Below are 21,611 nucleotides of genomic sequence, written 5' to 3'. Positions count from 1 at the left end.
CCGCTGTCCGGGCCCCTGACCACCATGATCGAAACTGACAAGCTTGCCGCCCCCGCCCGCGTGATCGCCGCCACCCCCGCCTCGTCGCAGGAGGAGGCGTTCGAGCGCGCGCTGCGGCCCAAGCTGCTGGACGAGTATGTCGGCCAGGAAAAGGTGCGCGGGCAGCTCGATATCTTCATGCACGCCGCGCGCAACCGGCGCGAGGCGCTGGACCATGTGCTGCTGTTCGGCCCGCCGGGCCTGGGCAAGACCACGCTGGCCCACATCATCGCGCGCGAGATGGGGGTCAACCTGCGCCAGACCTCGGGCCCCGTGCTGGAACGCCCGGGCGACCTGGCCGCGCTGCTGACCAACCTGGAAGCCAACGACGTGCTGTTCATCGACGAGATCCACCGGCTCTCGCCGGTCGTCGAGGAAATCCTCTACCCGGCGCTCGAGGACTACCAGATCGACATCATGATCGGCGAAGGCCCGGCGGCACGCTCGGTCAAGCTCGACCTGCAGCCGTTCACGCTGGTGGGCGCCACCACGCGTGCCGGCATGCTGACCAACCCGCTGCGCGACCGCTTCGGCATCGTGGCGCGGCTGGAGTTCTATACCGCCGATGAGCTGGCCCGCATCGTCACGCGCTCGGCGCAGCTGCTGCATGCCCGCATCGACCCGCAGGGCGCGCTGGAGATCGCCCGGCGCGCGCGCGGCACGCCCCGTATCGCCAACCGGCTGCTGCGCCGCGTGCGCGACTACGCCGAGGTCAAAGGTGACGGCAACATCACCCGCGCCATGGCCGACGCGGCGCTGGCCATGCTGGACGTGGACAGCGTCGGCTTCGACCTGATGGACCGCAAGCTGCTCGAAGCCGTGCTGCTCAAGTTCGGCGGCGGCCCGGTGGGCGTGGACAACCTGGCCGCGGCCATCGGTGAGGAGCGCGACACCATCGAGGACGTGCTTGAGCCCTATCTGATCCAGCAAGGTTACCTGCAGCGCACGCCGCGCGGGCGCGTGGCCACGGCGGCCGCCTACCGGCATTTCGGCCTGGCCAACCCGCAAGGCAGCGGCGCGACCGAGCTGTTCGGCGACGCCTGACAGCTCGCTGCAGCGCAGCCATAACGCCCTGGCAGCGCCCCGGCGCAGCACCAATTAAATGTTTTAATTTCGCGCTCCAAATTTTTTCGAAGTGGATTGCTGGCCCGTGGCCGATTGTCCACAATGGCTTTATCGGCACCGGCCCGGTGCTGCGATGGCCGTGCCCCGCCAGGCACGGCACCTTCACAATTACGTCAAGGAAAGCCAATGATTCGCCATTCGTCCAGCCTGCTCGCCGCAGCCCTCGCCGCCACCGCGTTCGCCGCCGGCAGTGCCAACGCCCAGCGCCCGCCGGCGCCCGTCGGCGTGGCCGAAGAAGCGGTCATCAGCGGCAAGATCGTCGATATCGATCCCGAATCCAAGGCCGTGCTGGTCCAGGGCCCGCGCGGCAACGTGGTCGAACTGGTGGCTGGCGACGAAGCCCGCAACTTTGGCCAGATCCGCAAGGGCGACATCCTCACCGTGGCGCGTGGCGCCGCGCTGGTCGCCGCGCTTGAGCCGGTCGACAGCAAGGCCACCGCACTGGCCGAATCGGTCGACCGCACCACGCGCGCCGCCGAGGGCGGCAAGCCCGGCATCATGCGCGAGATCACCACCACGGTGACCGCACAGATCACCAAGGTCGACCCGGCCAAGCGCCTGATCACCTTCCGCGGTCCGCGCGAGACGCTGCGCACCGTGAAAGTGCAGGACCCGGCCATCGACCTGAACGGCATCAAGCAGGGCCAGATGGCCAAGATCGTCTACCGTGAAGTCGTGGCCATTACGGTCAAGGCACCCGCGGCAGCCGCAGCCAACTGAGCCACCGAGCCAGACGCGGTACTTTTCCCATCAGGAGGTTACCTATGAATCGTCGCCACTTTGTTACCCGGGTTGCAGGATCCGGCCTTCTCGTTGCGACCGCGATGGCCGCGGGCTGCACCACCACCGGCACCAGCGCGTCGAAAGACCCGGTCGCCAAGAAGCAGGAAATCGATGCGGGTGTCGACGGCGCGCTGAACCGGCTGTTCTCCTCGGCTAACGGCTCGCGCGAGCTGGCGCAGCGTGCGCAGGGCGTCCTGGTATTCCCACGCGTACTTGCCGGCGGCTTCATTGTAGGCGCCGAATACGGCGAGGGCGCGCTGCGCTCGAAGGGCGCGACGGTCGGCTACTACAGCACGACGCAGGCCTCGGTCGGGCTGACCGCCGGTGGGCAATCCAAGGCTGTCATCATCATGTTCATGACCCCCGAGGCCTACAACAAGTTTGTGGCCAGCAAGGGCTGGACGGCGGGCGCGGATGCCAACGTGGCGGTGGCGAAGATCGGCGCGGACGGCCGGCTCGACACGCTGACCAGCCAGCAGCCGGTGGTTGCATTCGTGCAGACCAACGCCGGGCTGATGTTCGACGTCTCGGTGAACGGCTCCAAGATCAGCAAGCTGGAGCTCTGACACCGCTGGCCCCGCCCCCCGCAGGGCCGCCTCTCCCGAACAGATTCCCGGCTCCGGCCGGGAATTTCTTTTGGGGAGCGCTCTCTCGCCGCGCCGCCCTGCGGCGCGCAGCCAGCGCCCGGCGCGCGCGAACTTGCCCACCCGCTGGCATAATCGCGCCCAACCCACTGCGCCCGCGCGCGCACGCGACCGGAGCCTTCATGTCAGCCATACCCGCCAGCCCGGCCCGTGCCGCGCGCGTCTACCGCTACTACGACTTCGTCATGGTGGCCTTTGTCACCGTGCTGCTGTGCTCGAACCTGATCGGCGCGGCCAAGGCGGCGCAGGTGACGCTGCCGGTGATCGGCACGGTGACCTTCGGCGCCGGGGTGCTGTTCTTCCCGATCTCCTACATCTTCGGCGACGTGTTGACCGAGGTCTACGGCTACGGCCGCGACCGGCGCGTGGTCTGGGCCGGCTTCGCCGCGCTGGCGTTCGCCACCTTCATGAGCCTGGTGGTGCTGAACATGCCGGTCGCGCCCTTCATGGCGGAGTACCAGAAAAGCCTGCAGGAGGTGTTCGGCAATACCTGGCGGATTGCGCTCGGCTCGCTGATCGCCTTCTGTTGCGGCAGCTTCACCAACAGCTACGTGCTGGCCAAGATGAAGCTGTGGACGTCGGGGCGGTGGCTGTGGACGCGCACGATCGGCTCCACGCTGGCCGGGGAGCTGGTCGACTCGTCGCTGTTCTACGTGATCGCCTTCTACGGCATCTGGCCGCTGGAGAAGGTGATCCAGGTGGCGGTGGCGCAGTACGTGCTGAAGACCGGCTGGGAAGTGGTGATGACACCGGTGACGTACAAGGTGGTGGGGTTCCTGAAGCGGGCCGAGAACGAGGATTACTTCGACCGCAATACCGACTTCACCCCGTTCCGCGTCCGCGTGTAGCGCTACGGCACGCGGCGGTCCACCTCGTCCAGCGCCAGGTTTTCCAGGTGGCTGACATCGCCCCACTGCGCCAGCGTCAGGTGGGTGCTGTCGCTGCGTAGCCGGTTGACGCTGGCATTGAGCAGTTCATGCTGGCGCGGCGCTTCCAGCGTCATGCCGGTGGCCTCGCGGTACAGGCAGTCGAGCACGCCGCCGTGCGCCACCAGCGCGATGCGCTCGCCGGGATGCCGGCGCGACAGCGCCAGCACCACCTCGACCGCCCGCTCATGGAAGCCCAGCAGCGACTCGCCTTCAGGCGGTGCGTAGTCCGGCACGCGCGCCTGCCAGCGGGCAAAATCCTCGGGCAGGTGCTCGGCCACCTCGGCGTAAGTCTTGCCCTGCAACGTGCCATAGCTGCGCTCGCGCAGGCGCGCATCGGGGCGCACCTGCAGCCCCAGCACCTCGGCCAGCGGCGCAGCGGTTTCCATCGCACGCGACAGGTCGCTGGCATAGACAGCATCGATCGGCTCGCCCGCCAGCGCAGTGGCCAGCGCGCGCGCCTGGGCGCGGCCAGTCTCGTTCAGGGGAATGTCGAGCTGGCCCTGCAGCCGGCGCTCCCGGTTCCAGGCCGTTTCGCCGTGGCGGATCACGATCAGGTGGGTATAGGCCAGCGAATGCGGCCCGGGGCTTTGCGACATGCCGTTTCCTTCGGGATTTCCTTGAGGCCGGCGCCGCGCGGCTGGCGCGGCGCCGGCCAGGCGTTATTTCGCCAGCTTCGGGTTCAGCGTATAGGTGCCGGTGAGGCTGGCCTGCGCCAGCACATGGCCCTGGATCGCCTCGCGCACCTGCGCGCCGGTGAAGGTGCCATCCAGCGGCAGCCGGTCGACGTCCAGCGCATACAGCGTGAACACGTAGTGGTGCAGCAGCGTGTCGTTCCACGGGGGGCACGGGCCGTCATAGCCGTAGTAGTCGCCCTTCATGTCGGCATCGCCGGCGAACCAGCCGGTGTAGTCGTTGATGCCGTGGCGCAGACCGCCCGCGGTGGCGGTGCCGCCGGTGGCTTCGGGACCCGGCTTGCCGCGCGCGATCACGCCGTCGCTGTGCGAGCCCGCCGCGATCGAGGTCAGGCCCGGCGGGATGTCGACCAGCACCCAGTGGAAGAAGTCCACTCGCGGCAGCGAGGCCGGCACTTCGCGGCCTTCCTGGTTGACGTCGTCGCCCTTGCTGGGGACGTCGCGGTCGTGGCAGATCAGCACGAACGAGCGCGTCTCGGCCGGGGCGTCTTCCCAGTGCAGGTCGGGATTGCGGTTGTTCGACAGGGCCACGTGGGCGGCTGCGTCGGGCACGCAGAAGGCGAACTCGCCGGGAATCGGCGCGTTGTCGTTGAAGGACTTGCTCCAGAGTTTCATTTGTCTCTCCTGTCTTGGTGCCGCGCCGGGGCGCGACAGCTTGGAATCTGTTCAGGCCGGCGGCACCCGCAGCCAGAAGGTGACCGGGCCATCGTTGACCAGGCTGACCTGCATCATCGCGCCGAACTCGCCGGTCTGCACCTGCGGATGGGCGGCGCGCGCCTGCGCCACGAAATGCTCGTACAGGCGCCGGCCGTCCTCGGGCGAGGCAGCGGGCGTGAAACTCGGCCGCGTGCCGCTGTTGGTATCGGCCGCCAGCGTGAACTGCGACACCACCAGCAGCCCGCCGGCGTTGCCGTTGCCGTCCATGTTCTGCACCGGCAGGTTCATCTTGCCGGCCGCATCGGAAAACACCCGGTACGACAGCATCTTGGCCAGCAGCCGCTCTGCCTGCGCCTCGGTGTCGCCGCGCTCGGCGCAGACCAGCGCCAGCAGGCCGGCGCCGATTTCACCGGTGGTGCGGCCTTCTACCGTGACGCGGGCCTGGGCCACCCGCTGGATCAGCGCGATCATCCCGGCCGCCTCAGGCCAGCGTCACGCGCGCGAAGCGGCGCTTGCCGACCTGCACGACATAGGTGCCGGCGGCCACCTTGGTGGCCTTGTCGCTGACCGTGGCGCCGTCGATCTTGACGCCGCCCTGCTCGATATTGCGGTTGGCTTCCGAGGTGGACGGCACCAGGTTGGCCTGCTTGAGCAACTGCGCGATGCCCAGCGGCGCGCCGCTCAGGCTCACTGCCGGGATGTCGTCCGGCACGCCGCCGCGGGCGCGGTGGTTGAAGTCGTCCAGCGCCTTCTCGGCATCGGCCTGGCTGTGGAAGCGCGCCACGATCTCCTGCGCCAGCAGCACCTTGCAGTCGCGCGGATTGCGGCCCCCCGCGATTTCCTGCTTCATCAGGTCGATCTCGGCCAGCGGGCGGAACGACAGCAGCGTGTAGTACTGCCACATCAGGTCGTCCGAGATGCTCATCAGCTTGCCGAACATCTCGTTGGGCGCCTCGGTCACACCGACGTAGTTGCCCTTGGACTTGGACATCTTCTCGACGCCGTCCAGGCCCACCAGCAGCGGCATGGTCAGGATGCACTGCGGCTCCTGGCCGTATTCCTTCTGCAGCTCGCGCCCGACCAGCAGGTTGAACTTCTGGTCGGTGCCGCCCAGTTCCAGGTCCGACTTCAGCGCGACCGAGTCATAGCCCTGCATCAGCGGGTAGAGGAACTCATGCACGGAGATCGGAATCCCGGAGCGGAAGCGCTTGGTGAAATCGTCGCGCTCCATCATGCGCGCCACGGTGTACTTGGCCGCCAGCTGGATCATGCCGCGCGCGCCCAGCGGATCACACCATTCGCTGTTGTAGCGGATCTCGGTGCGGGCCGGGTCGAGCACCAGGCTGGCCTGGCGGTAGTAGGTCTGCGCGTTGGCCTCGATCTGCTCGCGCGTCAGCGGCGGACGTGTGCTGTTCCGCCCAGACGGATCGCCGATGGTCGAGGTGAAATCGCCGATCAGGAAGATCACCTGGTGGCCGAGGTCCTGCAGCTGGCGCAGCTTGTTCAGCACCACGGTATGGCCGATATGGATGTCGGGCGCGGTCGGGTCCAGGCCCAGCTTGATGCGCAGCGGCACGCCGGTGGCCTCGCTGCGCGCCAGCTTCTGCGTCCACTCGGATTCGATCAGCAGTTCGTCGCAGCCTCGCTTGGAGACTTCCAGGGCCTGCATCACCGACGGCGTCAGGGGGTATTTGGCCGTGGGGCCCGAGGCAACTTCAGTCATGACGTAAGTCTTTGAAATACTTGAAATTTTAGGAAATTTCCTGACAGCCGACAGGGCTGGACTTTGGTATAATCCGCGATTCCCGGCGCCTACGGAAGCCTTTCCAGTGCGCTACCCGCCACTTTGTGCAGCAATGCAGGCGGCCAAATAACAGTGAAGAGCCCGCGCCGCACCTCGGGGGAGGAAGGCAGACGAGACACATCGTCCCCGGCAGTGGTGCTCAGACCAAGGTTGAATTTTACGTGATGTGGTCCAGACTCCGCGAAGTTTTCGCGCGTGAGCTGGTGGTTCTTGTCGATCCGACCAACCCCCAGCACGCGCGGCGGCGCAAACAACTGACGGCCTCGGTGGGCGCAATCTTCACGCTCGGCATGGCCGCGGCGATGGGCGTTGCGCCGCGCAGCGCCTTTGACGATCCGCTCGCACCGCGCACGCAGCAGGCGCTGCGCATGCCCGACGTGCGCGAGCAACTTGAACAGCTTACCGACAACGAGGCCGTCTACGTACGCGAAGAGCGCATGCAGCGCGGCGACACCATCGCCAGCCTGCTCAAGCGGCTGGGCGTGGACGATGCCGACGCGCAGGCGTTCATCGTCAAGAACCCGACCGCGCGCGGCCTGTTCAACCTGAACCCCGGCCAGGCGGTGCAGGCGGAGATCGACGAAAGCAACACGCTGGTGTCGCTGCAGGCCAACCTGGGCGGCGACGCAGCCGCCTCGCGCGAGCTGGTGATCGAGCGCGTGCGCGCGGCCAGCGACGACACCGCCGCCACCTACAAGGCCAGGGTGCAGCGCGTCGACAACGACGTGCACTACGAGATGGCCTCGGGCGCGATTTCCGCGGGCGGCTTCTTCAAGGCCATGGACGCGGCCAACGTGCCCGACGAAGTCGTGCAGCAGATGCTGTCGATCTTCTCCGGCGTGATCGACTTCCACCACGACATCGCCAGCGGCGACCGCTTCCGCATCATCTACGAAGCGGGCTTCCGCGACGGCACCTTCGTGCGCAACGGCCGCGTGGTCGCATTGGAGCTGATCAACCGCAACCAGCTGCACCAGGCACTGTGGTTCGCGCCCGAGGACAGCAAGGACGGCGGCGCCTACTACACCTTCGACGGGCGCAGCATGAAGCGGCCGTTCCTGCGTTCGCCGGTGGAATTCTCGCGCGTGTCGTCGGGCTTCGGCGGCCGCGAGCATCCGCTGCATCATGACTGGGCGCAGCACAAGGGCGTGGACTTCGCCGCCCCGACCGGCACCAAGGTGCTGGCCACCGGCGACGGCGTGGTCGAGTTCGTGGGCCAGCAGAACGGCTACGGCAATATCGTCATCCTGAACCACGCCAACGGCTACTCAACCTACTACGCGCACCTGTCCGGCTTTGCCGGCATGCGCCAGGGCCAGCCGGTGCGCCAGGGCCAGCTGATCGGCTATGTCGGCTCGACCGGCTGGGCCACCGGCCCGCACCTGCACTATGAGTTCCGCTTCAACGACGTGCCGCAGAACCCGCTGACCATCACGCTGATGGAATCGCCGACGCTGACCGGCAAGTCGCGCCAGGAATTCCTGACCTACACCAGCGGGCTGCTCAGCCGCATCAATGCGCTGCGCACCTACAACGTGCTGACCGCCTCCAACTGACCGCGCCCATCGTGACTCAGCCCGTGCCTGGCAGCGAACGCTATATCGGCATCATGTCCGGCACCAGCATGGACGGGGCCGACGCGGTGCTGGTGGATTTCAGCGGCGTGCGGCCCGCCGTGCTGGCGGCCGCCAGCCAGCCCTTCCCCGACACGCTGCGCGCGGCATTCTCTGCCCTGCAGCAGCCGGGCGAGGACGAGATCCATCGCGAGGCGCTGGCAGCCAATGCGCTGGCGCAGGTCTACGCCGGTTGCGTGGCCGCCCTGCTGAGCGAGGCGCAGGTCGACGCGGCCGCGGTGGCCGCGATCGGCGCCCACGGCCAGACGATCCGCCACCGGCCGGGCCTTTATGACGGCATCGGCTACACCCGCCAGAGCCAGCATCCGGCGCGTCTGGCCGAGCTGGCCGGCATCGACGTGGTGGCGGACTTCCGCAGCCGCGACCTCGCCGCCGGCGGCCAGGGCGCGCCGCTGGTGCCGGCGCTGCACCATGCGCTGTTCGGCAGCGACGCCGAAACCCGCGTTGCCTGCAATATCGGCGGCATCTCCAACATCAGCATCCTGCCCGCGGCGGGCGGCGCCGTCAGCGGCTTCGACTGCGGTCCGGGCAATGCGCTGCTCGACTACTGGATCGGCCGCCACCGCGGGCTTCCTTTTGACAGCAATGGCGACTGGGCCGCGAGCGGGCGCGTCGACGCCGCACTGCTGGCGCAGTGCCTGGCCGAGCCCTACTTCAGCGTGGCGCCGCCCAAGAGCACCGGGCGCGACCTGTTCCATCCGGGCTGGCTCGAAGCCCGTCTCGCCTCGTTCCAGCACCTCGCGCCTGCCGATGTGCAGGCGACGCTGGCCGCGCTGACGGCCGAGGCCATCGCGCGCGACGTGCGCACCCATGCGCCCGATGCGCGCCGCCTGGTCGTCTGCGGCGGCGGCGCCCGCAATGCGTTCGTGATGGCGCGGCTGGCGCAGGCGTTGCCCGGCGTGGCCATCGAGACCTCGGAAGACTACGGCGTGCCGGTGTCGCAGGTCGAAGCCATCGCCTTTGCCTGGCTCGCACGCCAGTGCCTGCTGCGCCTGCCCGGCAACGTGCCCACCGTGACCGGCGCCGCCGGGCCGCGCGTGCTGGGCGCAATCTATCCGCGCTAAGCGCTAGGACAGGCGCATCGCGCCGCCCGCCTCCACCCAATCCATGAACGCTTGTGCCAGCGGCGAGGCCCGCATGGCCGGCGAGCGCGCCAGCACGACGCGCTGCGGCGTCACCGGCTCGCGCAGCGGCAGGCAGGCGATCGGCACGCCGTCGTAGCTGTGGTCGCCGGCCGGGCGCGTGCACGACAGCGCCACGCCATAGCCGTGCGCCACCAGTCCGCGCTGCATCTCGAAGGTCTGCGTGTACTGGTGCAGCACCGGGTGCAGGCCATGCGCCCAGAACAGCGACAGGAAGTACTCGCGCGTCTGTGGGATGTCCTCGAGGATCAGCCGTTCGCCGGCCAGGTCGGCCAGGCTCACATCGGTGCCGCTTGCCAGCGGATGGCCGGCGGGCAGCAGCGCATAGGGTGCCAGTTCCGCCAGCGTGCGGCGCTCGGTGCGGGCATCAAGCCCCAGTTCATAGGTCAGCGCCAGTTCGGCCTTGCCCGCCTGCAGCGTGCGGTGGACGGTCGCCAGGTCGGCCTCGAACAAGGTCACCGAGATGCCCGGATGGTGCCGGCGCAGCCCCGCCAGCAAACCTGGCACAAAGTACGGCCCGAGATCCTGGAAGCAGGTCAGCGAGAGCTGGCCGGTCAGGCCCCGGCCGGTGGCGTCGTCCACGGTGAGGCCGGCCGCCAGCGCGAGAATGTCTCGTGCCCGCCCCAGCAGGCGCTGCCCGGCGGGCGTCAGGGACAGCCCGCGGCTGACCTGGCGCCTGAAGAGCGGCTCGCCCAGGGTGTCTTCCAGCTGCGCGATCGCGGTGGAGACAGAAGGCTGCGACACATGGCGCGCCCGAGCCGCCGCGCTGATGCTGCCATGCTCGGCTGCGGCGACAAAGTATTCGAGCTGGCGGAAGGAGAAGGGGATCATGATTTCCTATATCGCAACATAGGAAATATATGCTTTTCCTATCCACCATGCATGGCGATACTGGGCACACCGCCCCACACTACATCGCCATGAACATCACCCAGGAACAGATCGACACCTACCAGCGCGACGGCGTGCTGGTGCTGCGCGGCGCCTTCACCGACTGGGTCGAACGGCTGCGCGACGGCTTTGCGCGGAACCTGGCCGAGCCGGGCCCCTTCGCCATTGAGAACGTACGGCCCGGCGAGAGCGGGCGCTTCTTCGAGGACTACTGCAACTGGCAGCGCATTACGCCGTTCGATGACTTTATCCGCCAGTCCCCGGCCGCGGCCATTGCCGGGCGCATCATGCAGTCGCAGGCGGTGCAGGTGTTCCATGAACACATCCTGGTCAAGGAGCCCGGCACGGCCAAGCCCACGCCGTGGCACCAGGACCTGCCCTACTACTGCGTCGACGGCACCCAGACCGCGAGCTACTGGATCCCGCTGGATCCGGTGACGCAGGCCAATACCCTGCGCGTGGTGGCCGGCTCGCACCGCTGGCCGCGGCTGGTGCGGCCCAAGCGCTGGGCCAGCAACGAGAACTTCTATGGAGGTGACGACGCCTTCATGGAGATGCCGGACGTGGAAGACCGCAGCTACACCCTGCTCGCACCGGAACTGGAGCCGGGCGATGCCGTGGTGTTCGACTTCCGTACCGTGCATGGCGCTGCCGGCAATACCGGCACCGGGCGCCGGCGCGCGTTCTCGGCGCGCTTCCTGGGCGACGACGTGCGCTTCATGCAGCGGCCCGGGCGCACCTCACCGCCCTTCCCCGGCATCGATCAGCAGACCGGCGAGCGCATGCGCGAAGACTGGTTTCCCGTGGTCTGGCGCGCCGCGCAGTAAGCCATCGCGGAAAAGAAAAAACGCACCCGAAGGTGCGTTTTTTTGGGGACCGGTGTCGGTCAGACCGAGAACGACGAGCCGCAACCGCAGGTGGTCGATGCATTCGGGTTCTTGATCACGAACTGCGCGCCGTTGATGTCTTCCTTGTAGTCGATCTCGGCGCCGACCAGGTACTGGTAGCTCATCGAGTCGATCAGCAGGGTGACGCCGTTCTTGACCATGGTGGTGTCGTCTTCGTTGACTTCCTCATCGAAGGTGAAGCCATACTGGAAGCCGGAGCAGCCGCCGCCCTGCACGAACACGCGCAGTTTCAGCTCGGCATTGCCCTCTTCCTCGATCAACTGCTTGACCTTGTCGGCGGCGCTGTCGGTAAAGACGAACGGTGCCGGCACGTCCTCGGTAACGGGTGCCTCTGCGACTGCGTTCATGGGGTGTTCTCCTGTTTAGATACGCCTGTATTCTAAGCGCTACTGAAAGATCGTGCCGAAACCCTGTGTTTTCAAGGGGCTCCCGGCATGGCGGGTGCCGCTCAGGCGGCCTTTTCAGTTGGATGGGTGTCGGCAGCCGGCGTTGCGCGGTCCGTGGCGGCAGCCTCGTGCGCCGCTTCCGTCACTTCAACCGCGGGCGCCGCCTCGACCAGGTTCGGCAGCGCCTTGATCTCGCCTTGCACCAGCGGCATCAGGCGGCCTTCGACCAGCGCGCCCTGGTGCATTTCCAGCGCCGCATAGCGCACGTCGCCCAGCACGCGGGCATGCGGCTGCAGTTCGAGCAGGTCGGTGGCCTGCACCGGGCCCTTGACGGTGCCGTTGAGCACCAGGTGGCCGACGCCGATCTCGCCCTCGACCATGCCTTTTTCGCTGACTACCAGCATGCTCGGCTTGCCCGGCGCCGCGGTGACATTGCCGCGCACGCGGCCGTCCAGGCGCAGGCCGCCCGCAAACACCAGGTCGCCGTCGATAGCGGTGTCTTCGCCGATCAGCGTATCGATCGAAAGGCCCTTCTTTTTCGAAAACAGCATCACTCTCACTCCTCTCTCGTTCGTGCCGAACCCTCCGGCCGTGGCGCATTCGCGCCGGCAAGCAGCACTTGCCGATGGCGACAGGGCGTGATTGTAGCCGCGCGCAGCCCATACCCCACAAAAGTATGGCTGCCCAATCGCTTTTTCGGCAGGCCGGCGCATTTCCGTGCCCGCGGGCGAAAAAAAACCGCACGGCCAGCGTGCGGTTTTTTGGTCTCGCAAGATCCGGCAGTACCGGACCCGCGAAAACGCATCAGCGCTTCGAGAACTGCTTGCGACGACGCGCCTTGTGGAAGCCGACCTTCTTACGCTCGACTTCACGTGCATCGCGCGTGACGTAGCCAGCCTTCGACAGGGCCGACTTCAGGGTCGCATCGTAGTCGATCAGGGCACGGGTGATGCCGTGGCGCACTGCGCCGGCCTGGCCGGTTTCGCCACCGCCGGTCACGTTGACCTTGATGTCGAACGTTTCAGCGTGAGCGGTCAGTTCCAGAGGCTGGCGCACGATCATCAGCGAGGTTTCGCGAGCGAAATACTCTTTGATAGGCTTGCCGTTGACGATGATGTCGCCCTTGCCCGACTTGATGAAGACACGAGCCACAGCGCTCTTGCGGCGGCCAGTACCGTAATTCCAGTTACCGATCATGGATTGGCCTCCTTAGATTTCCAGCGCCTTGGGCTGCTGCGCTTCATGCGGATGCTCGGCTTCGGCGTAAACCTTCAGCTTCTTGATCATCGCATAGCCCAGCGGACCCTTCGGCAGCATGCCCTTGACAGCCTTCTCCAGGGCACGGCCCGGGAAACGCTGCTGCATCTTGCCGAACGTCGTTTCGTAGATACCGCCCGGGTAGCCCGAATGGCGATAGTACTTCTTGTCCGTTTCCTTGGTACCCGTGACACGCAGCTTGGCTGCATTGACGATGATGATGTAATCACCCGTGTCGACGTGCGGAGTGAATTCCGGCTTGTGCTTGCCGCGCAGACGGCGTGCCACTTCGCTGGCGACACGGCCGAGGACTTTGTCCGTCGCGTCAATCACGTACCAGTCGCGCTTTACCTCATGAGGCTTGGCGGAAAAGGTCTTCATGATTTTTCCTGACTATTAGTTCGTACCCGAAATCCGACTCGCGAAGGCTTGTACTCGCCCCTGCAAGTCTTGTGGCTGGCCCGTGAAGGCTGGCCTGGTCCTGCTCTTTCTTCCGCGGGTATGACGGAAAGCCTTCCATTATACTGGTGCGTGCCGGAACCGCACAAGCAAAGACTGATCTTTTCGTCAAGGTCGCAGCCACGGCGGGACCAAGCCAGGGCAGCCTCGCGCACTTTGCCGTGCACGGTGCCCCAGGACGCAGGGGCGAAAAAAAACCCAAGCTGTTGAGCTTGGGTTTGAATCCACCAAAGGAGGAGGGTGGAGGAGACACTGGGAGATCGACGGAGGGGCTGGCGGGCGGTGCGGAGGGCTTGCCCCGGGGCTTCGCTTTCGCACTCTGGCGCGCTGTCAGCGCCGTCGTTCAATGATTCAAATTATACATGGGGTTTTCCCCAGTGCAAGGGAAATTTGCAGTGCGAAATGCAATTTCGTATTGCGGAACGAAAGGCGTGACGCATAAAACGGGGAATTTCAAATTAAAATCAATGACTTACGCAACATACAAGTATGTCATTGAACTGTCACACTAGAGGAAACCCTCAGATTTCATAGGGATATGGACGTCGGCAGCCCAAGCTGGGCGATGCCATATACTGAGAATTGCAAGATTCGAGATCATGCGTTTGTGATCGGAAACACACAATATAAACGACAGGAACGAACAAAATGGAATGTAAAGTGACATGGATGGGCGCGGATGGCATGAGCTTCGTGGCCCAGACCGGCAGCGGCCATATCGTGGCGATGGACGGTGCGCCCGAGGGCGGCGGCCACAACCTGGCACCGCGGCCGATGGAGATGGTGCTGCTCGGCACGGGCGGCTGCACCGCCTATGACGTGGTACTTATCCTCAAGCGCGGCCGCCAGGACGTTTCCGGCTGCAGCGTGCAGCTGCAGGCCGAGCGCGCCGGCGAGGACCCCAAGGTCTTCACCCGCATCAACTTCCATTTTGTGGTGACCGGCAAGAATCTCAACCCCGCCACGGTCGAGCGCGCCATCAAGCTGTCGCACGAAAAGTACTGCTCGGCGTCGATCATGCTGGCCAAGACGGCCGAGATCACGCACACGCTGGAAATCGTCGAAGCCTGAAGGGAAGATGCAGACCCGGTACTCCGTGGTGGCGCCGGGTCATGCCATAAGAAGAAGCAAAGCAGGCCGATAAGCCGGATTCTGTGCGCCCCGCCCGCCTTGCGGCAAACGGTGCGTGACAACCATTCCTCTAGGCCGGCTGTTACCAGCCGGCTCCAGCTCCCTACCCGCAGACTCAGCGGGCCGCTTCATCGCCTGCCTATTTGGGATTGCTCCAGGTGGAGGTTACCGCGTTTCACCCTTCCCACCGGGCGAACCCGGCGGCAAGACTCGTCTCTGTGGCCCTATTCCGCACGTTGCCGTGGATGGCTGTTAGCCAACACCCTGCCCTGTGGAGTCCGGACTTTCCTCCCCCTGCACCTTGCGGTGCAGGCAGCGGTTGCCTGGCCTGCTTTGCGGCCCGCAGTCTAACACCGATTGGCGGCGCTTTCAGCCGGCGCGCCGTCCCGGCCGGAATATCGCGGTATCGGCATAGAAGCCAGGTTCGGCGTTATCGTCGCACCAGCCCGGGATGCCCATCACCGGCAGCGGCGCAAAACTGCGCCCGCCGCGCAGCGCGCCAGCCTGGGCCGCAGCGGCAAGGGATTGCGCCAGCATGGCGTCCAGCGATGGGCCTGCCGCCTGCTGCGGCGCCAGCGGCAGCACCCACGCATGCGCAGTGACCGACTTGTACGGCTGCACCAGTTTTTCGAGCAGCGCATGGCCGAACGGCACCACCGTGCAGGCCCTGCCCCACGCCGGCCTGGATTCGACCAACAGGCGCTGCCACGCAAACCCCTTGAGCGCATCCACCAGGTCCTGATCGGCGCTGACAAACAGCACCGCATTCTCGTCGAACAGCGTCGCCGCATCGCGCACGCCGCCGCGCGTGGTCTGCACCCCTGCGCGCGCGATGACCTCGGCCTGGATCTGGTTGAGCACGCGCTTGGCCTGTGGGAAATGCAGCCAGGTCAGCGCGTTGAAGAAATCGTGGAGATTGTCGCGGGTCGGGATCTCGCCCGTGGCATGGATATGCGCTTCATAGGCGCTGCCTTCGGGCAAGGCATGCTGGGAGATGAAGCGCAGCGGCAGGCCGCGCGCATTGCGCAGGCCAAGCTGGCCGGCGCGCGCGTCGAGCAGCGCGCGCAGATCGGCGCCACCCTGCACCGCCGCAGCGAGCGCGGCACCCTGCGCCGCAAACGGCTGGAACCACGGCCGGGACCAGTCGATCCCGGCCAGCGCGGCGACGAAAGACTCGTCGGCCGCGGGCACCTGCATGGGCAAGGGCTCGACAGGGTTTAGCGGGCCTTCCAGCGCAGTGTCTCGCCACCGCGCAGCGGCACCAGCGTGGTGTCGCCATAGGGCAGCTCGGCCGGCAGTTCCCAGTCCTCTCGCTCCAGCGTCAGCGTGCCGGTATTGCGCGGCAGGCCGTAGAAGGCCGGGCCGTAGAAGCTGGCAAAGGCTTCCAGCTTGTCCAGCGCGCCGGCGGCGTCGAAGGCCTCGGCATACAGCTCCATCGCATGCAGCGCGGTATAGCAGCCGGCGCAGCCGCAGGCGTGTTCCTTCAGCCCGCGCGCGTGCGGCGCGCTGTCAGTGCCCAGGAAGAAGCGCGGGCTGCCCGAGACCGCCGCAGCCACCAGGGCCTCGCGATGGGTCTCGCGCTTGAGCACCGGCAGGCAGTAGTAGTGCGGGCGGATGCCGCCGGTGAAGATGGCGTTGCGGTTGTAGAGCAGGTGGTGCGCGGTGATGGTGGCGCCGACCGGGCCGCTGGCGTCGCGCACGTACTCGGCCGCGTCCTTGGTGGTGATGTGCTCGAACACCACCTTCAGCTCGGGCATGTCGCGGCGCAGCGGCGTCATCACGCGGTCGATAAAGACGGCTTCGCGATCGAAGATGTCGATGCTGGGATCGGTCACCTCGCCGTGCACCAGCAGCGGCAGGCCCGCGCGCTGCATCGCTTCCAGCGCCGGGTAGCAGCGGCGGATATCGGTCACGCCGGCATCGCTGTTCGTGGTGGCGCCGGCCGGGTACAGCTTGACGCCGTGCACAAAGCCGCTGGCCTTGGCCGCGGCGATCTCTTCGGCCGTGGTGTTGTCGGTCAGGTACAGCGTCATCAGCGGCTCGAACTGCAGGCCGGCCGGCAGCGCCGCCAGGATGCGGGCGCGGTAGGCCTGCGCCTGCGCCACCGTGGTCACGGGCGGCTTCAGGTTGGGCATGATGATGGCGCGTGCGAACTGGCGCGCGGTGTCGGGCAGCACGGCGGCCAGGGCCGCGCCGTCGCGCAGGTGCAGGTGCCAGTCGTCCGGGCGGGTGATGGTGAGCTTCTGGGTCATGGCTAGCTTGGGCCTGCCGCGGCGGCGGCGGGCGTTCGTCGAAATCAGAGAATCAGGATGGCGCGGTAGTCGTTCACATTGGTGCGCGTCGGGCCGGTGACCACCAGGTCGCCGATGGCATCGAACAGGCCCCAGGCGTCGTGCGCGTCCAGCTGGCGCAGTCCCGGCAGGCCGGCGGCCGCGGCGCGCGCCAGCGTGGTCGGATCAGCCAGCGCACCGGCATTGTCTTCCGAACCGTCGATGCCGTCGGTGTCGGCCGCGATCGCATGCACGCCGGGCATGCCGTCCAGCTCGACCGCCAGCGACAGCAGGAATTCGGAGCAACGCCCGCCCCGTGCCTTCGCGGCGCCACCGCCGGCAGGCAAAGTGACCGTGCACTCACCTCCGGAAATCAGCGCCACGGGCGCGGCAAACGGCGCATTGTACGCGCGAATCTCGCGCACCAGCGCAGCGTAGACGCGGGCCACTTCGCGCGCTTCGCCGGTCACGGTATCGCCCAGCACCACCGGCGTGATGCCGCGTTCGCGGAACAGCGCCGCGGCAGCCTGCAGGCTGCCATGGGCGGTAGCGATCATGCGGTTGTCGACCTGGGCGAACAGCGCGTCGCCCGGCTTGGGCGTCTCCGGCACCTCCCCGCGGGCGCCGCGCTCCAGGTGGGCCTGCACGCTGGCTGGCACCTGCGCACCCCAGCGGCGCAGGATCTCCAGCGCATCGGCAAAGGTGCTCGGGTCGGCCACGGTCGGGCCGGAGGCGATCGCGCTGGGATCGTCGCCGGCCACGTCCGAGACGATCAGCGTGGTCACCGGCGCACTGCTTGCCTGCGCCAGCCGCCCGCCCTGGATGCGCGAGACATGCTTGCGCACGATATTCATCTCGGTGATCGGCGCGCCACACCGCAGCAGTTCCCGGGTGGTGGCCTTCAGGTCAGCCATCGGGATGCCTTCGGCCGGCAGCGACAGCAGGCTGGAGCCGCCGCCCGACACCAGCACCAGCAGCCGGTCCTGCGGCGTCAGCGACTGCACGCTGGCCAGGATATCGGCGGCGGCCTGCTCGCCGGCCTCGTCGGGCACCGGGTGGCCGGCTTCGATCACGCGGATATGGTCGGTCGGCAGTCCGTGGGCATAGCGCGTGACCACCAGCCCTTCCAGCGTGGCCTTGCCGGCATAGGCACGCTCGACCGCCGCGGCCATCGACGCCGCGGCCTTGCCCGCGCCCACCACCAGCGTGCGGCCGCCCGCGTGCGGGGGCGGCAGTTGCTGCGCCACGATCTGCAGCGGATCGGCCGCCGCCACCGCGGCGTGGAAGCTGTCCAGCAGCAAGGCGCGGGGATCGCCCGCGACCGCCGCGCTCACAGCGCCTCCGAGATAGCCAGGCCCAGGTCGGCCGTGCCGGCCTTGCCGCCGATGTCGCGCGTCAGCGGCGCGTGCTCGGGGCCCGCGGCCAGCACCTTCTCGATCGCACCCAGCACTGCGGCGCCGGCTGCTTCATGGCCCAGGTGCTCCAGCATCATGGCGCCGCACCAGATCTGGCCGATCGGGTTGGCCACGCCGCGCCCGGCAATGTCCGGGGCCGAGCCGTGCACCGGCTCGAACAGGCTGGGGAAGGTGCGGTCCGGGTTGATATTGCCCGACGGCGCGATGCCGATGGTGCCGGTGCAGGCCGGGCCCAGGTCGGACAGGATGTCGCCGAACAGGTTGCTGGCCACCACCACGTCGAACCAGTCCGGATGCTGGACGAAATGCGCGGTCAGGATGTCGATGTGGTACTTGTCGACCTTGATGCCGGGGTAGCTGGCCGCCATCGCCTCGACGCGCTCGTCCCAGTACGGCATGGTGATCGAGATGCCATTGGACTTGGTCGCCGACGTCAGGTGCTTCCTGGGCCGCTTCTGTGCCAACTCGAAGGCAAACTTCAGGATGCGGTCGACGCCGGTGCGGCTCATCACGGTTTCCTGCACCACGATCTCGCGCTCGGTGCCCGGGAACATGCGCCCGCCGATGCTGGAGTACTCGCCCTCGGTGTTCTCGCGCACCACATAAAAGTCGATATCGCCAGGCTGGCGGCCGGCCAGCGGGCTCCTGATGCCGGGCATCAGCCGCACCGGGCGCAGGTTCACGTACTGGTCGAACGAGCGCCGGAACTGCAGCAGCGAGCCCCATAGTGAAACGTGGTCAGGCACCGCATCTGGCCAGCCCACCGCCCCGAAGTAAATGGCGTCGTACTTGACCAGCGTGTCGAACCAGTCGTCCGGCAACATCTTGCCGTGGCGGGCGTAGTAGTCGCAGCTGGAAAAGTCGAAGTGGTCCCACTGGAAGTCGATGCCGAAGCGCCGCGCCGCGGCGTCCATCACGCGGATGCCCTCGGGCATGACTTCCGTGCCGATTCCGTCTCCGGGAATCACGGCGATCTTGTATTGGCGCATGGTTATTGGCGAGATACGTGCAGGATGGCCGGTCGCCGCGCGCGGCCCGGCCAATGCTGCTTGGCAGCGGCCCGGGTGCGCGGGATAATGTCTGCATTCTATTGCAAAGCGGCAGCCCGCTGCCGACCGGTGCCCCGATATGTGCCAGCTGCTAGGCATGAACTGCGCCACGCCGACCGACGTGACGTTCTCCTTCACCGGCTTTGCCGCGCGCGGTGGCCTGACCGACCATCACGCCGACGGCTTCGGTGTCGCCTTCTTCGAGGACAAGGCCTGCCGCCTGTTTATCGACAACCAGTCCGCCGGCACCTCGCCGGTGGCAGACCTGATCAAGCGCTACCCGATCAAGTCCAAGAACGTCATCTCGCATATCCGCAAGGCGACGCAGGGCACCGTGCTGCTGGAGAACTGCCACCCCTTCATGCGCGAACTGTGGGGCCGCCACTGGATCTTTGCCCATAACGGCGACCTGAAGGGCTTCACCCCGTTCCTGTCCGGCGTCTACCAGCCGGTGGGCGACACCGACAGCGAACTGGCCTTCTGCACACTGATGCAGGGCCTGCGCAAGCGCTTTCCGGGCTCGCAGCCGCCGCTGAACGAGTTGTGCCATGCGCTGGCTGACATCACCCGCGAGATCACTCTGCACGGGGTCTTCAACTTCCTGCTGTGCAACGGCCAGGCGCTGTTCGCGCATTGCTCGACGCACCTGTACTACCTGGTGCGGCAGTGGCCATTCTCGACCGCGCACCTGATCGACGCCGACCTGTCGATCGACTTCGCCCAGGTCACCACGCCAGACGACCGCGTGGCGGTGATCGCCACCCAGCCGCTGACCGACAACGAGACCTGGAACCGCTTCGCCCCGGGCGAACTGATCATGTTCGAGGACGGGCGCCCAACCATGACGCTGACGGTGCCGATCCCGCCGGAAGTGCAGGCGAAGAACGCGGCCAACACCGCCTGCACCTGAGCCATCGGGAACGAAAAAAAGGGACGCCGAGGCGTCCCTTCTTGCTTGCCCTGCCCGTCCGGTCAGTGTTGCAGGATCTTCGACAGGAACTGCCTGGCGCGCTCGGAGCGGTGTTCGATATTACCGAAGAACTCCTCCTTCTCGCAGTCCTCGACGATCTTGCCCTGGTCCATGAAGATCACGCGGTTGGCCACCTTGCGCGCGAAGCCCATTTCGTGGGTCACGCACATCATGGTCATGCCTTCCTGGGCCAGTTGCACCATCACGTCCAGCACTTCGTTGACCATCTCCGGGTCCAGCGCCGAGGTCGGTTCGTCGAACAGCATGCAGATCGGGTCCATCGACAGCGCGCGCGCGATCGCCACGCGCTGCTGCTGGCCGCCCGACAGCTGGCCGGGGTACTTCTCCGCCTGGCTCTTCAGGCCCACGCGGTCCAGGTACTTCAGGCCCTTGGCCAGCGCCTCTTCCTTGGAGCGGCCAAGCACCTTCATCTGCGCGATGGTCAGGTTCTCAGTGATCGACAGGTGCGGGAACAGCTCGAAGTTCTGGAACACCATGCCCACGCGCGAGCGCAGCTTGGGCAGGTTGGTCTTGGGATTGCCCACCGAGGTGCCGTCGACCAGGATATCGCCCTTCTGGAACGGCTCGAGCGCGTTGACGGTCTTGATCAGCGTGGACTTGCCCGACCCGGACGGGCCGCACACCACCACCACTTCACCCTTGGCAACCTTGGTGGTGCAGTCGGTCAGCACCTGGAAGGCGCCGTACCACTTGGAGACATTGTTGATTTCGATCATACAGCCACCTTTTTCTGGTAACGCTTGACCAGCAGCGAAGCGGAGAAACAAATGATGAAGTACACCAGGCCGGCGAACAGCAGCAACTCGACGATGCGGCCGTCACGTTCGCCGATGCCGTAGGCCTGGCCGAAGAAGTCGGCCAGCGCGCTGACGTAGACCAGCGACGTATCCTGGAACAGGATGATCCCTTGCGTCAGCAGCAGCGGCACCATGTTGCGGAACGCCTGCGGCAGGATCACCAGCCGCATCGACTGGCCATAGGTCATGCCCATCGCCTGCGCCGCGAACATCTGCCCGCGCGACACGCTCTGGATGCCCGCGCGGATGATTTCCGAGTAGTACGCGGCCTCGAACAGCGCAAAGGCCACCAGCGCGGACGTCATGCGCAGGTCGGTCGCCGGCGACAGGTTGAACAGGTTCTGCAGCACCTGCGGGATGATCAGGAAGAACCATAGCAGCACCATCACCAGCGGGATGGAACGGAAGATGGTCACGTACCCCTGCGCAAACCAGTTCAGCAGCCTGAACGACGACAGCCGCATCATCGCCAGGATGGTGCCCCAGACGATGCCCACTACCACCGCGGTGACGGTGATCTTGAGCGAGACCATCATGCCCTCGCCCAGGACATGAAGCGTGGCAGGGGTGATGGAGGTGAAATCGAAGGAATAAGCCATGGCTCCCCC

Annotated in this window: 24 protein-coding genes and 1 other RNA gene; 9 read left to right on the top strand and 16 right to left on the bottom strand. The window is 66.7% G+C overall.

The window, feature by feature from the left end:
- Positions 1–24: 24 nt before the first annotated feature.
- The 4 genes from ruvB to RS901_RS08805 all read left to right on the top strand — a co-directional run bounded on the left by ruvB (position 25) and on the right by RS901_RS08805 (position 3,439).
- A complete protein-coding gene (gene ruvB / locus RS901_RS08820; RefSeq protein WP_013955579.1) occupies positions 25–1,083 on the top strand; it encodes a Holliday junction branch migration DNA helicase RuvB in 1,059 nt (352 codons plus the stop codon).
- 207 nt (positions 1,084–1,290) lie between these two features.
- Positions 1,291–1,884 (top strand): hypothetical protein, encoded by a 594-nt coding sequence (locus tag RS901_RS08815; RefSeq protein ID WP_010813893.1) that lies wholly within the window; start codon positions 1,291–1,293, stop codon positions 1,882–1,884.
- A 44-nt stretch (positions 1,885–1,928) separates the two neighbouring features.
- Positions 1,929–2,513 carry a BPSL1445 family SYLF domain-containing lipoprotein gene (locus RS901_RS08810; RefSeq protein WP_316152982.1) on the top strand — a complete coding sequence of 195 codons (585 nt, stop codon included), beginning with the start codon at positions 1,929–1,931 and terminating at the stop codon, positions 2,511–2,513.
- Positions 2,514–2,713: 200 nt separating this feature from the next.
- Complete coding sequence (locus tag RS901_RS08805) at positions 2,714–3,439, top strand: queuosine precursor transporter (RefSeq protein WP_316152980.1); 726 nt, start codon at positions 2,714–2,716, stop codon at positions 3,437–3,439.
- A gap of 2 nt (positions 3,440–3,441) precedes the next feature.
- On the opposite strand, the gene RS901_RS08800 is transcribed toward RS901_RS08805, so the two are convergent.
- The 4 genes from RS901_RS08800 to tyrS all read right to left on the bottom strand — a co-directional run bounded on the left by RS901_RS08800 (position 3,442) and on the right by tyrS (position 6,592).
- Positions 3,442–4,116 carry a histidine phosphatase family protein gene (locus RS901_RS08800; RefSeq protein WP_035824657.1) on the bottom strand — a complete coding sequence of 225 codons (675 nt, stop codon included), beginning with the start codon at positions 4,114–4,116 and terminating at the stop codon, positions 3,442–3,444.
- Between the two features lie 63 nt (positions 4,117–4,179).
- Positions 4,180–4,827, bottom strand: a complete 648-nt coding sequence (locus RS901_RS08795; protein ID WP_316152977.1) for a YbhB/YbcL family Raf kinase inhibitor-like protein — start codon at positions 4,825–4,827, stop codon at positions 4,180–4,182.
- A gap of 51 nt (positions 4,828–4,878) precedes the next feature.
- Entirely contained in the window at positions 4,879–5,340 is a 462-nt protein-coding gene (dtd, locus tag RS901_RS08790; protein WP_010813898.1) for a D-aminoacyl-tRNA deacylase, read from the bottom strand.
- A 10-nt stretch (positions 5,341–5,350) separates the two neighbouring features.
- Positions 5,351–6,592, bottom strand: coding sequence for a tyrosine--tRNA ligase (tyrS, locus tag RS901_RS08785; protein WP_316152974.1), 1,242 nt, complete (start codon positions 6,590–6,592; stop codon positions 5,351–5,353).
- 245 nt (positions 6,593–6,837) lie between these two features.
- On the opposite strand from tyrS, the gene RS901_RS08780 reads away from it, so the two are divergent.
- Positions 6,838–8,229: a M23 family metallopeptidase gene (locus tag RS901_RS08780; protein ID WP_316152972.1), complete on the top strand. Its 1,392-nt coding sequence runs from the start codon at positions 6,838–6,840 to the stop codon at positions 8,227–8,229.
- An 11-nt stretch (positions 8,230–8,240) separates the two neighbouring features.
- Entirely contained in the window at positions 8,241–9,371 is a 1,131-nt protein-coding gene (locus RS901_RS08775) for an anhydro-N-acetylmuramic acid kinase (RefSeq protein WP_316152971.1), read from the top strand.
- Between the two features lie 3 nt (positions 9,372–9,374).
- Here the strand turns inward: RS901_RS08775 and RS901_RS08770 are convergent, their stop codons facing one another.
- Positions 9,375–10,280 (bottom strand): LysR family transcriptional regulator, encoded by a 906-nt coding sequence (locus RS901_RS08770; protein WP_316152969.1) that lies wholly within the window; start codon positions 10,278–10,280, stop codon positions 9,375–9,377.
- 89 nt (positions 10,281–10,369) lie between these two features.
- Between RS901_RS08770 and RS901_RS08765 the strand changes: the two genes are divergently transcribed.
- Positions 10,370–11,167 carry a phytanoyl-CoA dioxygenase family protein gene (locus RS901_RS08765; protein WP_316153432.1) on the top strand — a complete coding sequence of 266 codons (798 nt, stop codon included), beginning with the start codon at positions 10,370–10,372 and terminating at the stop codon, positions 11,165–11,167.
- Positions 11,168–11,226: 59 nt separating this feature from the next.
- Here the strand turns inward: RS901_RS08765 and erpA are convergent, their stop codons facing one another.
- From erpA to rplM, 4 genes are all read right to left on the bottom strand, one after another.
- Positions 11,227–11,595: an iron-sulfur cluster insertion protein ErpA gene (gene erpA / locus RS901_RS08760; protein ID WP_010813904.1), complete on the bottom strand. Its 369-nt coding sequence runs from the start codon at positions 11,593–11,595 to the stop codon at positions 11,227–11,229.
- 101 nt (positions 11,596–11,696) lie between these two features.
- Positions 11,697–12,185: a polymer-forming cytoskeletal protein gene (locus RS901_RS08755; RefSeq protein ID WP_316152960.1), complete on the bottom strand. Its 489-nt coding sequence runs from the start codon at positions 12,183–12,185 to the stop codon at positions 11,697–11,699.
- A gap of 253 nt (positions 12,186–12,438) precedes the next feature.
- A complete protein-coding gene (rpsI, locus tag RS901_RS08750; RefSeq protein ID WP_010813906.1) occupies positions 12,439–12,831 on the bottom strand; it encodes a 30S ribosomal protein S9 in 393 nt (130 codons plus the stop codon).
- A 12-nt stretch (positions 12,832–12,843) separates the two neighbouring features.
- A complete protein-coding gene (gene rplM, locus RS901_RS08745) occupies positions 12,844–13,272 on the bottom strand; it encodes a 50S ribosomal protein L13 (protein ID WP_010813907.1) in 429 nt (142 codons plus the stop codon).
- A 726-nt stretch (positions 13,273–13,998) separates the two neighbouring features.
- Between rplM and RS901_RS08740 the strand changes: the two genes are divergently transcribed.
- Positions 13,999–14,421: an OsmC family protein gene (locus RS901_RS08740; protein WP_013955568.1), complete on the top strand. Its 423-nt coding sequence runs from the start codon at positions 13,999–14,001 to the stop codon at positions 14,419–14,421.
- 54 nt (positions 14,422–14,475) lie between these two features.
- On the opposite strand, the gene rnpB is transcribed toward RS901_RS08740, so the two are convergent.
- The 5 genes from rnpB to RS901_RS08715 all read right to left on the bottom strand — a co-directional run bounded on the left by rnpB (position 14,476) and on the right by RS901_RS08715 (position 19,155).
- An RNA gene (rnpB, locus tag RS901_RS08735) (RNase P RNA component class A) lies at positions 14,476–14,816 on the bottom strand.
- Positions 14,817–14,850: 34 nt separating this feature from the next.
- Positions 14,851–15,678 (bottom strand): DUF3025 domain-containing protein, encoded by an 828-nt coding sequence (locus tag RS901_RS08730; RefSeq protein ID WP_316152941.1) that lies wholly within the window; start codon positions 15,676–15,678, stop codon positions 14,851–14,853.
- 20 nt (positions 15,679–15,698) lie between these two features.
- The gene (gene pyrC / locus RS901_RS08725) at positions 15,699–16,733 is read right to left on the bottom strand and encodes a dihydroorotase (protein WP_316152939.1); all 1,035 of its coding nucleotides are present in this window, start codon (positions 16,731–16,733) and stop codon (positions 15,699–15,701) included.
- 44 nt (positions 16,734–16,777) lie between these two features.
- On the bottom strand, positions 16,778–18,085 hold the full coding sequence (locus RS901_RS08720) for a glycerate kinase (protein ID WP_316152937.1): 1,308 nt from the start codon (positions 18,083–18,085) through the stop codon (positions 16,778–16,780).
- Positions 18,082–19,155: a tartrate dehydrogenase gene (locus RS901_RS08715; protein WP_316152935.1), complete on the bottom strand. Its 1,074-nt coding sequence runs from the start codon at positions 19,153–19,155 to the stop codon at positions 18,082–18,084. The genes RS901_RS08720 and RS901_RS08715 overlap by 4 nt, the downstream gene beginning before the upstream one ends.
- 139 nt (positions 19,156–19,294) lie before the next feature.
- Between RS901_RS08715 and RS901_RS08710 the strand changes: the two genes are divergently transcribed.
- The gene (locus RS901_RS08710; RefSeq protein WP_316152933.1) at positions 19,295–20,125 is read left to right on the top strand and encodes a class II glutamine amidotransferase; all 831 of its coding nucleotides are present in this window, start codon (positions 19,295–19,297) and stop codon (positions 20,123–20,125) included.
- Positions 20,126–20,187: 62 nt separating this feature from the next.
- On the opposite strand, the gene RS901_RS08705 is transcribed toward RS901_RS08710, so the two are convergent.
- Together RS901_RS08705 and gltK are read right to left on the bottom strand one after the other, a co-directional pair.
- Entirely contained in the window at positions 20,188–20,922 is a 735-nt protein-coding gene (locus tag RS901_RS08705) for an amino acid ABC transporter ATP-binding protein (RefSeq protein WP_316152931.1), read from the bottom strand.
- Positions 20,919–21,602 (bottom strand): glutamate/aspartate ABC transporter permease GltK, encoded by a 684-nt coding sequence (gltK, locus tag RS901_RS08700; protein WP_316152929.1) that lies wholly within the window; start codon positions 21,600–21,602, stop codon positions 20,919–20,921. Before gltK ends, RS901_RS08705 begins: the two co-directional genes overlap by 4 nt.
- Between the last annotated feature and the right edge of the window lie 9 nt (positions 21,603–21,611).

The sequence above is a fragment of the Cupriavidus sp. BIC8F genome (genome assembly GCF_032465815.1).
GTDB classification, from domain to species: Bacteria; Pseudomonadota; Gammaproteobacteria; order Burkholderiales; family Burkholderiaceae; genus Cupriavidus; species Cupriavidus necator.
This window is presented reverse-complemented; position numbering and strand designations above follow the sequence as displayed.

Bases quoted from the DNA above. Each gene is read 5' to 3' on its own strand.
- ruvB (WP_013955579.1), top strand. From the start codon at position 25: ATGATCGAAACTGACAAGCTTGCCGCCCCCGCCCGCGTGATCGCCGCC.
- RS901_RS08815 (WP_010813893.1), top strand. From the start codon at position 1,291: ATGATTCGCCATTCGTCCAGCCTGCTCGCCGCAGCCCTCGCCGCCACC.
- RS901_RS08810 (WP_316152982.1), top strand. From the start codon at position 1,929: ATGAATCGTCGCCACTTTGTTACCCGGGTTGCAGGATCCGGCCTTCTC.
- RS901_RS08805 (WP_316152980.1), top strand. From the start codon at position 2,714: ATGTCAGCCATACCCGCCAGCCCGGCCCGTGCCGCGCGCGTCTACCGC.
- RS901_RS08800 (WP_035824657.1), bottom strand. From the start codon at position 4,116: ATGTCGCAAAGCCCCGGGCCGCATTCGCTGGCCTATACCCACCTGATC.
- RS901_RS08795 (WP_316152977.1), bottom strand. From the start codon at position 4,827: ATGAAACTCTGGAGCAAGTCCTTCAACGACAACGCGCCGATTCCCGGC.
- dtd (WP_010813898.1), bottom strand. From the start codon at position 5,340: ATGATCGCGCTGATCCAGCGGGTGGCCCAGGCCCGCGTCACGGTAGAA.
- tyrS (WP_316152974.1), bottom strand. From the start codon at position 6,592: ATGACTGAAGTTGCCTCGGGCCCCACGGCCAAATACCCCCTGACGCCG.
- RS901_RS08780 (WP_316152972.1), top strand. From the start codon at position 6,838: ATGTGGTCCAGACTCCGCGAAGTTTTCGCGCGTGAGCTGGTGGTTCTT.
- RS901_RS08770 (WP_316152969.1), bottom strand. From the start codon at position 10,280: ATGATCCCCTTCTCCTTCCGCCAGCTCGAATACTTTGTCGCCGCAGCC.
- RS901_RS08765 (WP_316153432.1), top strand. From the start codon at position 10,370: ATGAACATCACCCAGGAACAGATCGACACCTACCAGCGCGACGGCGTG.
- erpA (WP_010813904.1), bottom strand. From the start codon at position 11,595: ATGAACGCAGTCGCAGAGGCACCCGTTACCGAGGACGTGCCGGCACCG.
- RS901_RS08755 (WP_316152960.1), bottom strand. From the start codon at position 12,185: ATGCTGTTTTCGAAAAAGAAGGGCCTTTCGATCGATACGCTGATCGGC.
- rpsI (WP_010813906.1), bottom strand. From the start codon at position 12,831: ATGATCGGTAACTGGAATTACGGTACTGGCCGCCGCAAGAGCGCTGTG.
- rplM (WP_010813907.1), bottom strand. From the start codon at position 13,272: ATGAAGACCTTTTCCGCCAAGCCTCATGAGGTAAAGCGCGACTGGTAC.
- RS901_RS08740 (WP_013955568.1), top strand. From the start codon at position 13,999: ATGGAATGTAAAGTGACATGGATGGGCGCGGATGGCATGAGCTTCGTG.
- RS901_RS08730 (WP_316152941.1), bottom strand. From the start codon at position 15,678: ATGCAGGTGCCCGCGGCCGACGAGTCTTTCGTCGCCGCGCTGGCCGGG.
- pyrC (WP_316152939.1), bottom strand. From the start codon at position 16,733: ATGACCCAGAAGCTCACCATCACCCGCCCGGACGACTGGCACCTGCAC.
- RS901_RS08715 (WP_316152935.1), bottom strand. From the start codon at position 19,155: ATGCGCCAATACAAGATCGCCGTGATTCCCGGAGACGGAATCGGCACG.
- RS901_RS08710 (WP_316152933.1), top strand. From the start codon at position 19,295: ATGTGCCAGCTGCTAGGCATGAACTGCGCCACGCCGACCGACGTGACG.
- RS901_RS08705 (WP_316152931.1), bottom strand. From the start codon at position 20,922: ATGATCGAAATCAACAATGTCTCCAAGTGGTACGGCGCCTTCCAGGTG.
- gltK (WP_316152929.1), bottom strand. From the start codon at position 21,602: ATGGCTTATTCCTTCGATTTCACCTCCATCACCCCTGCCACGCTTCAT.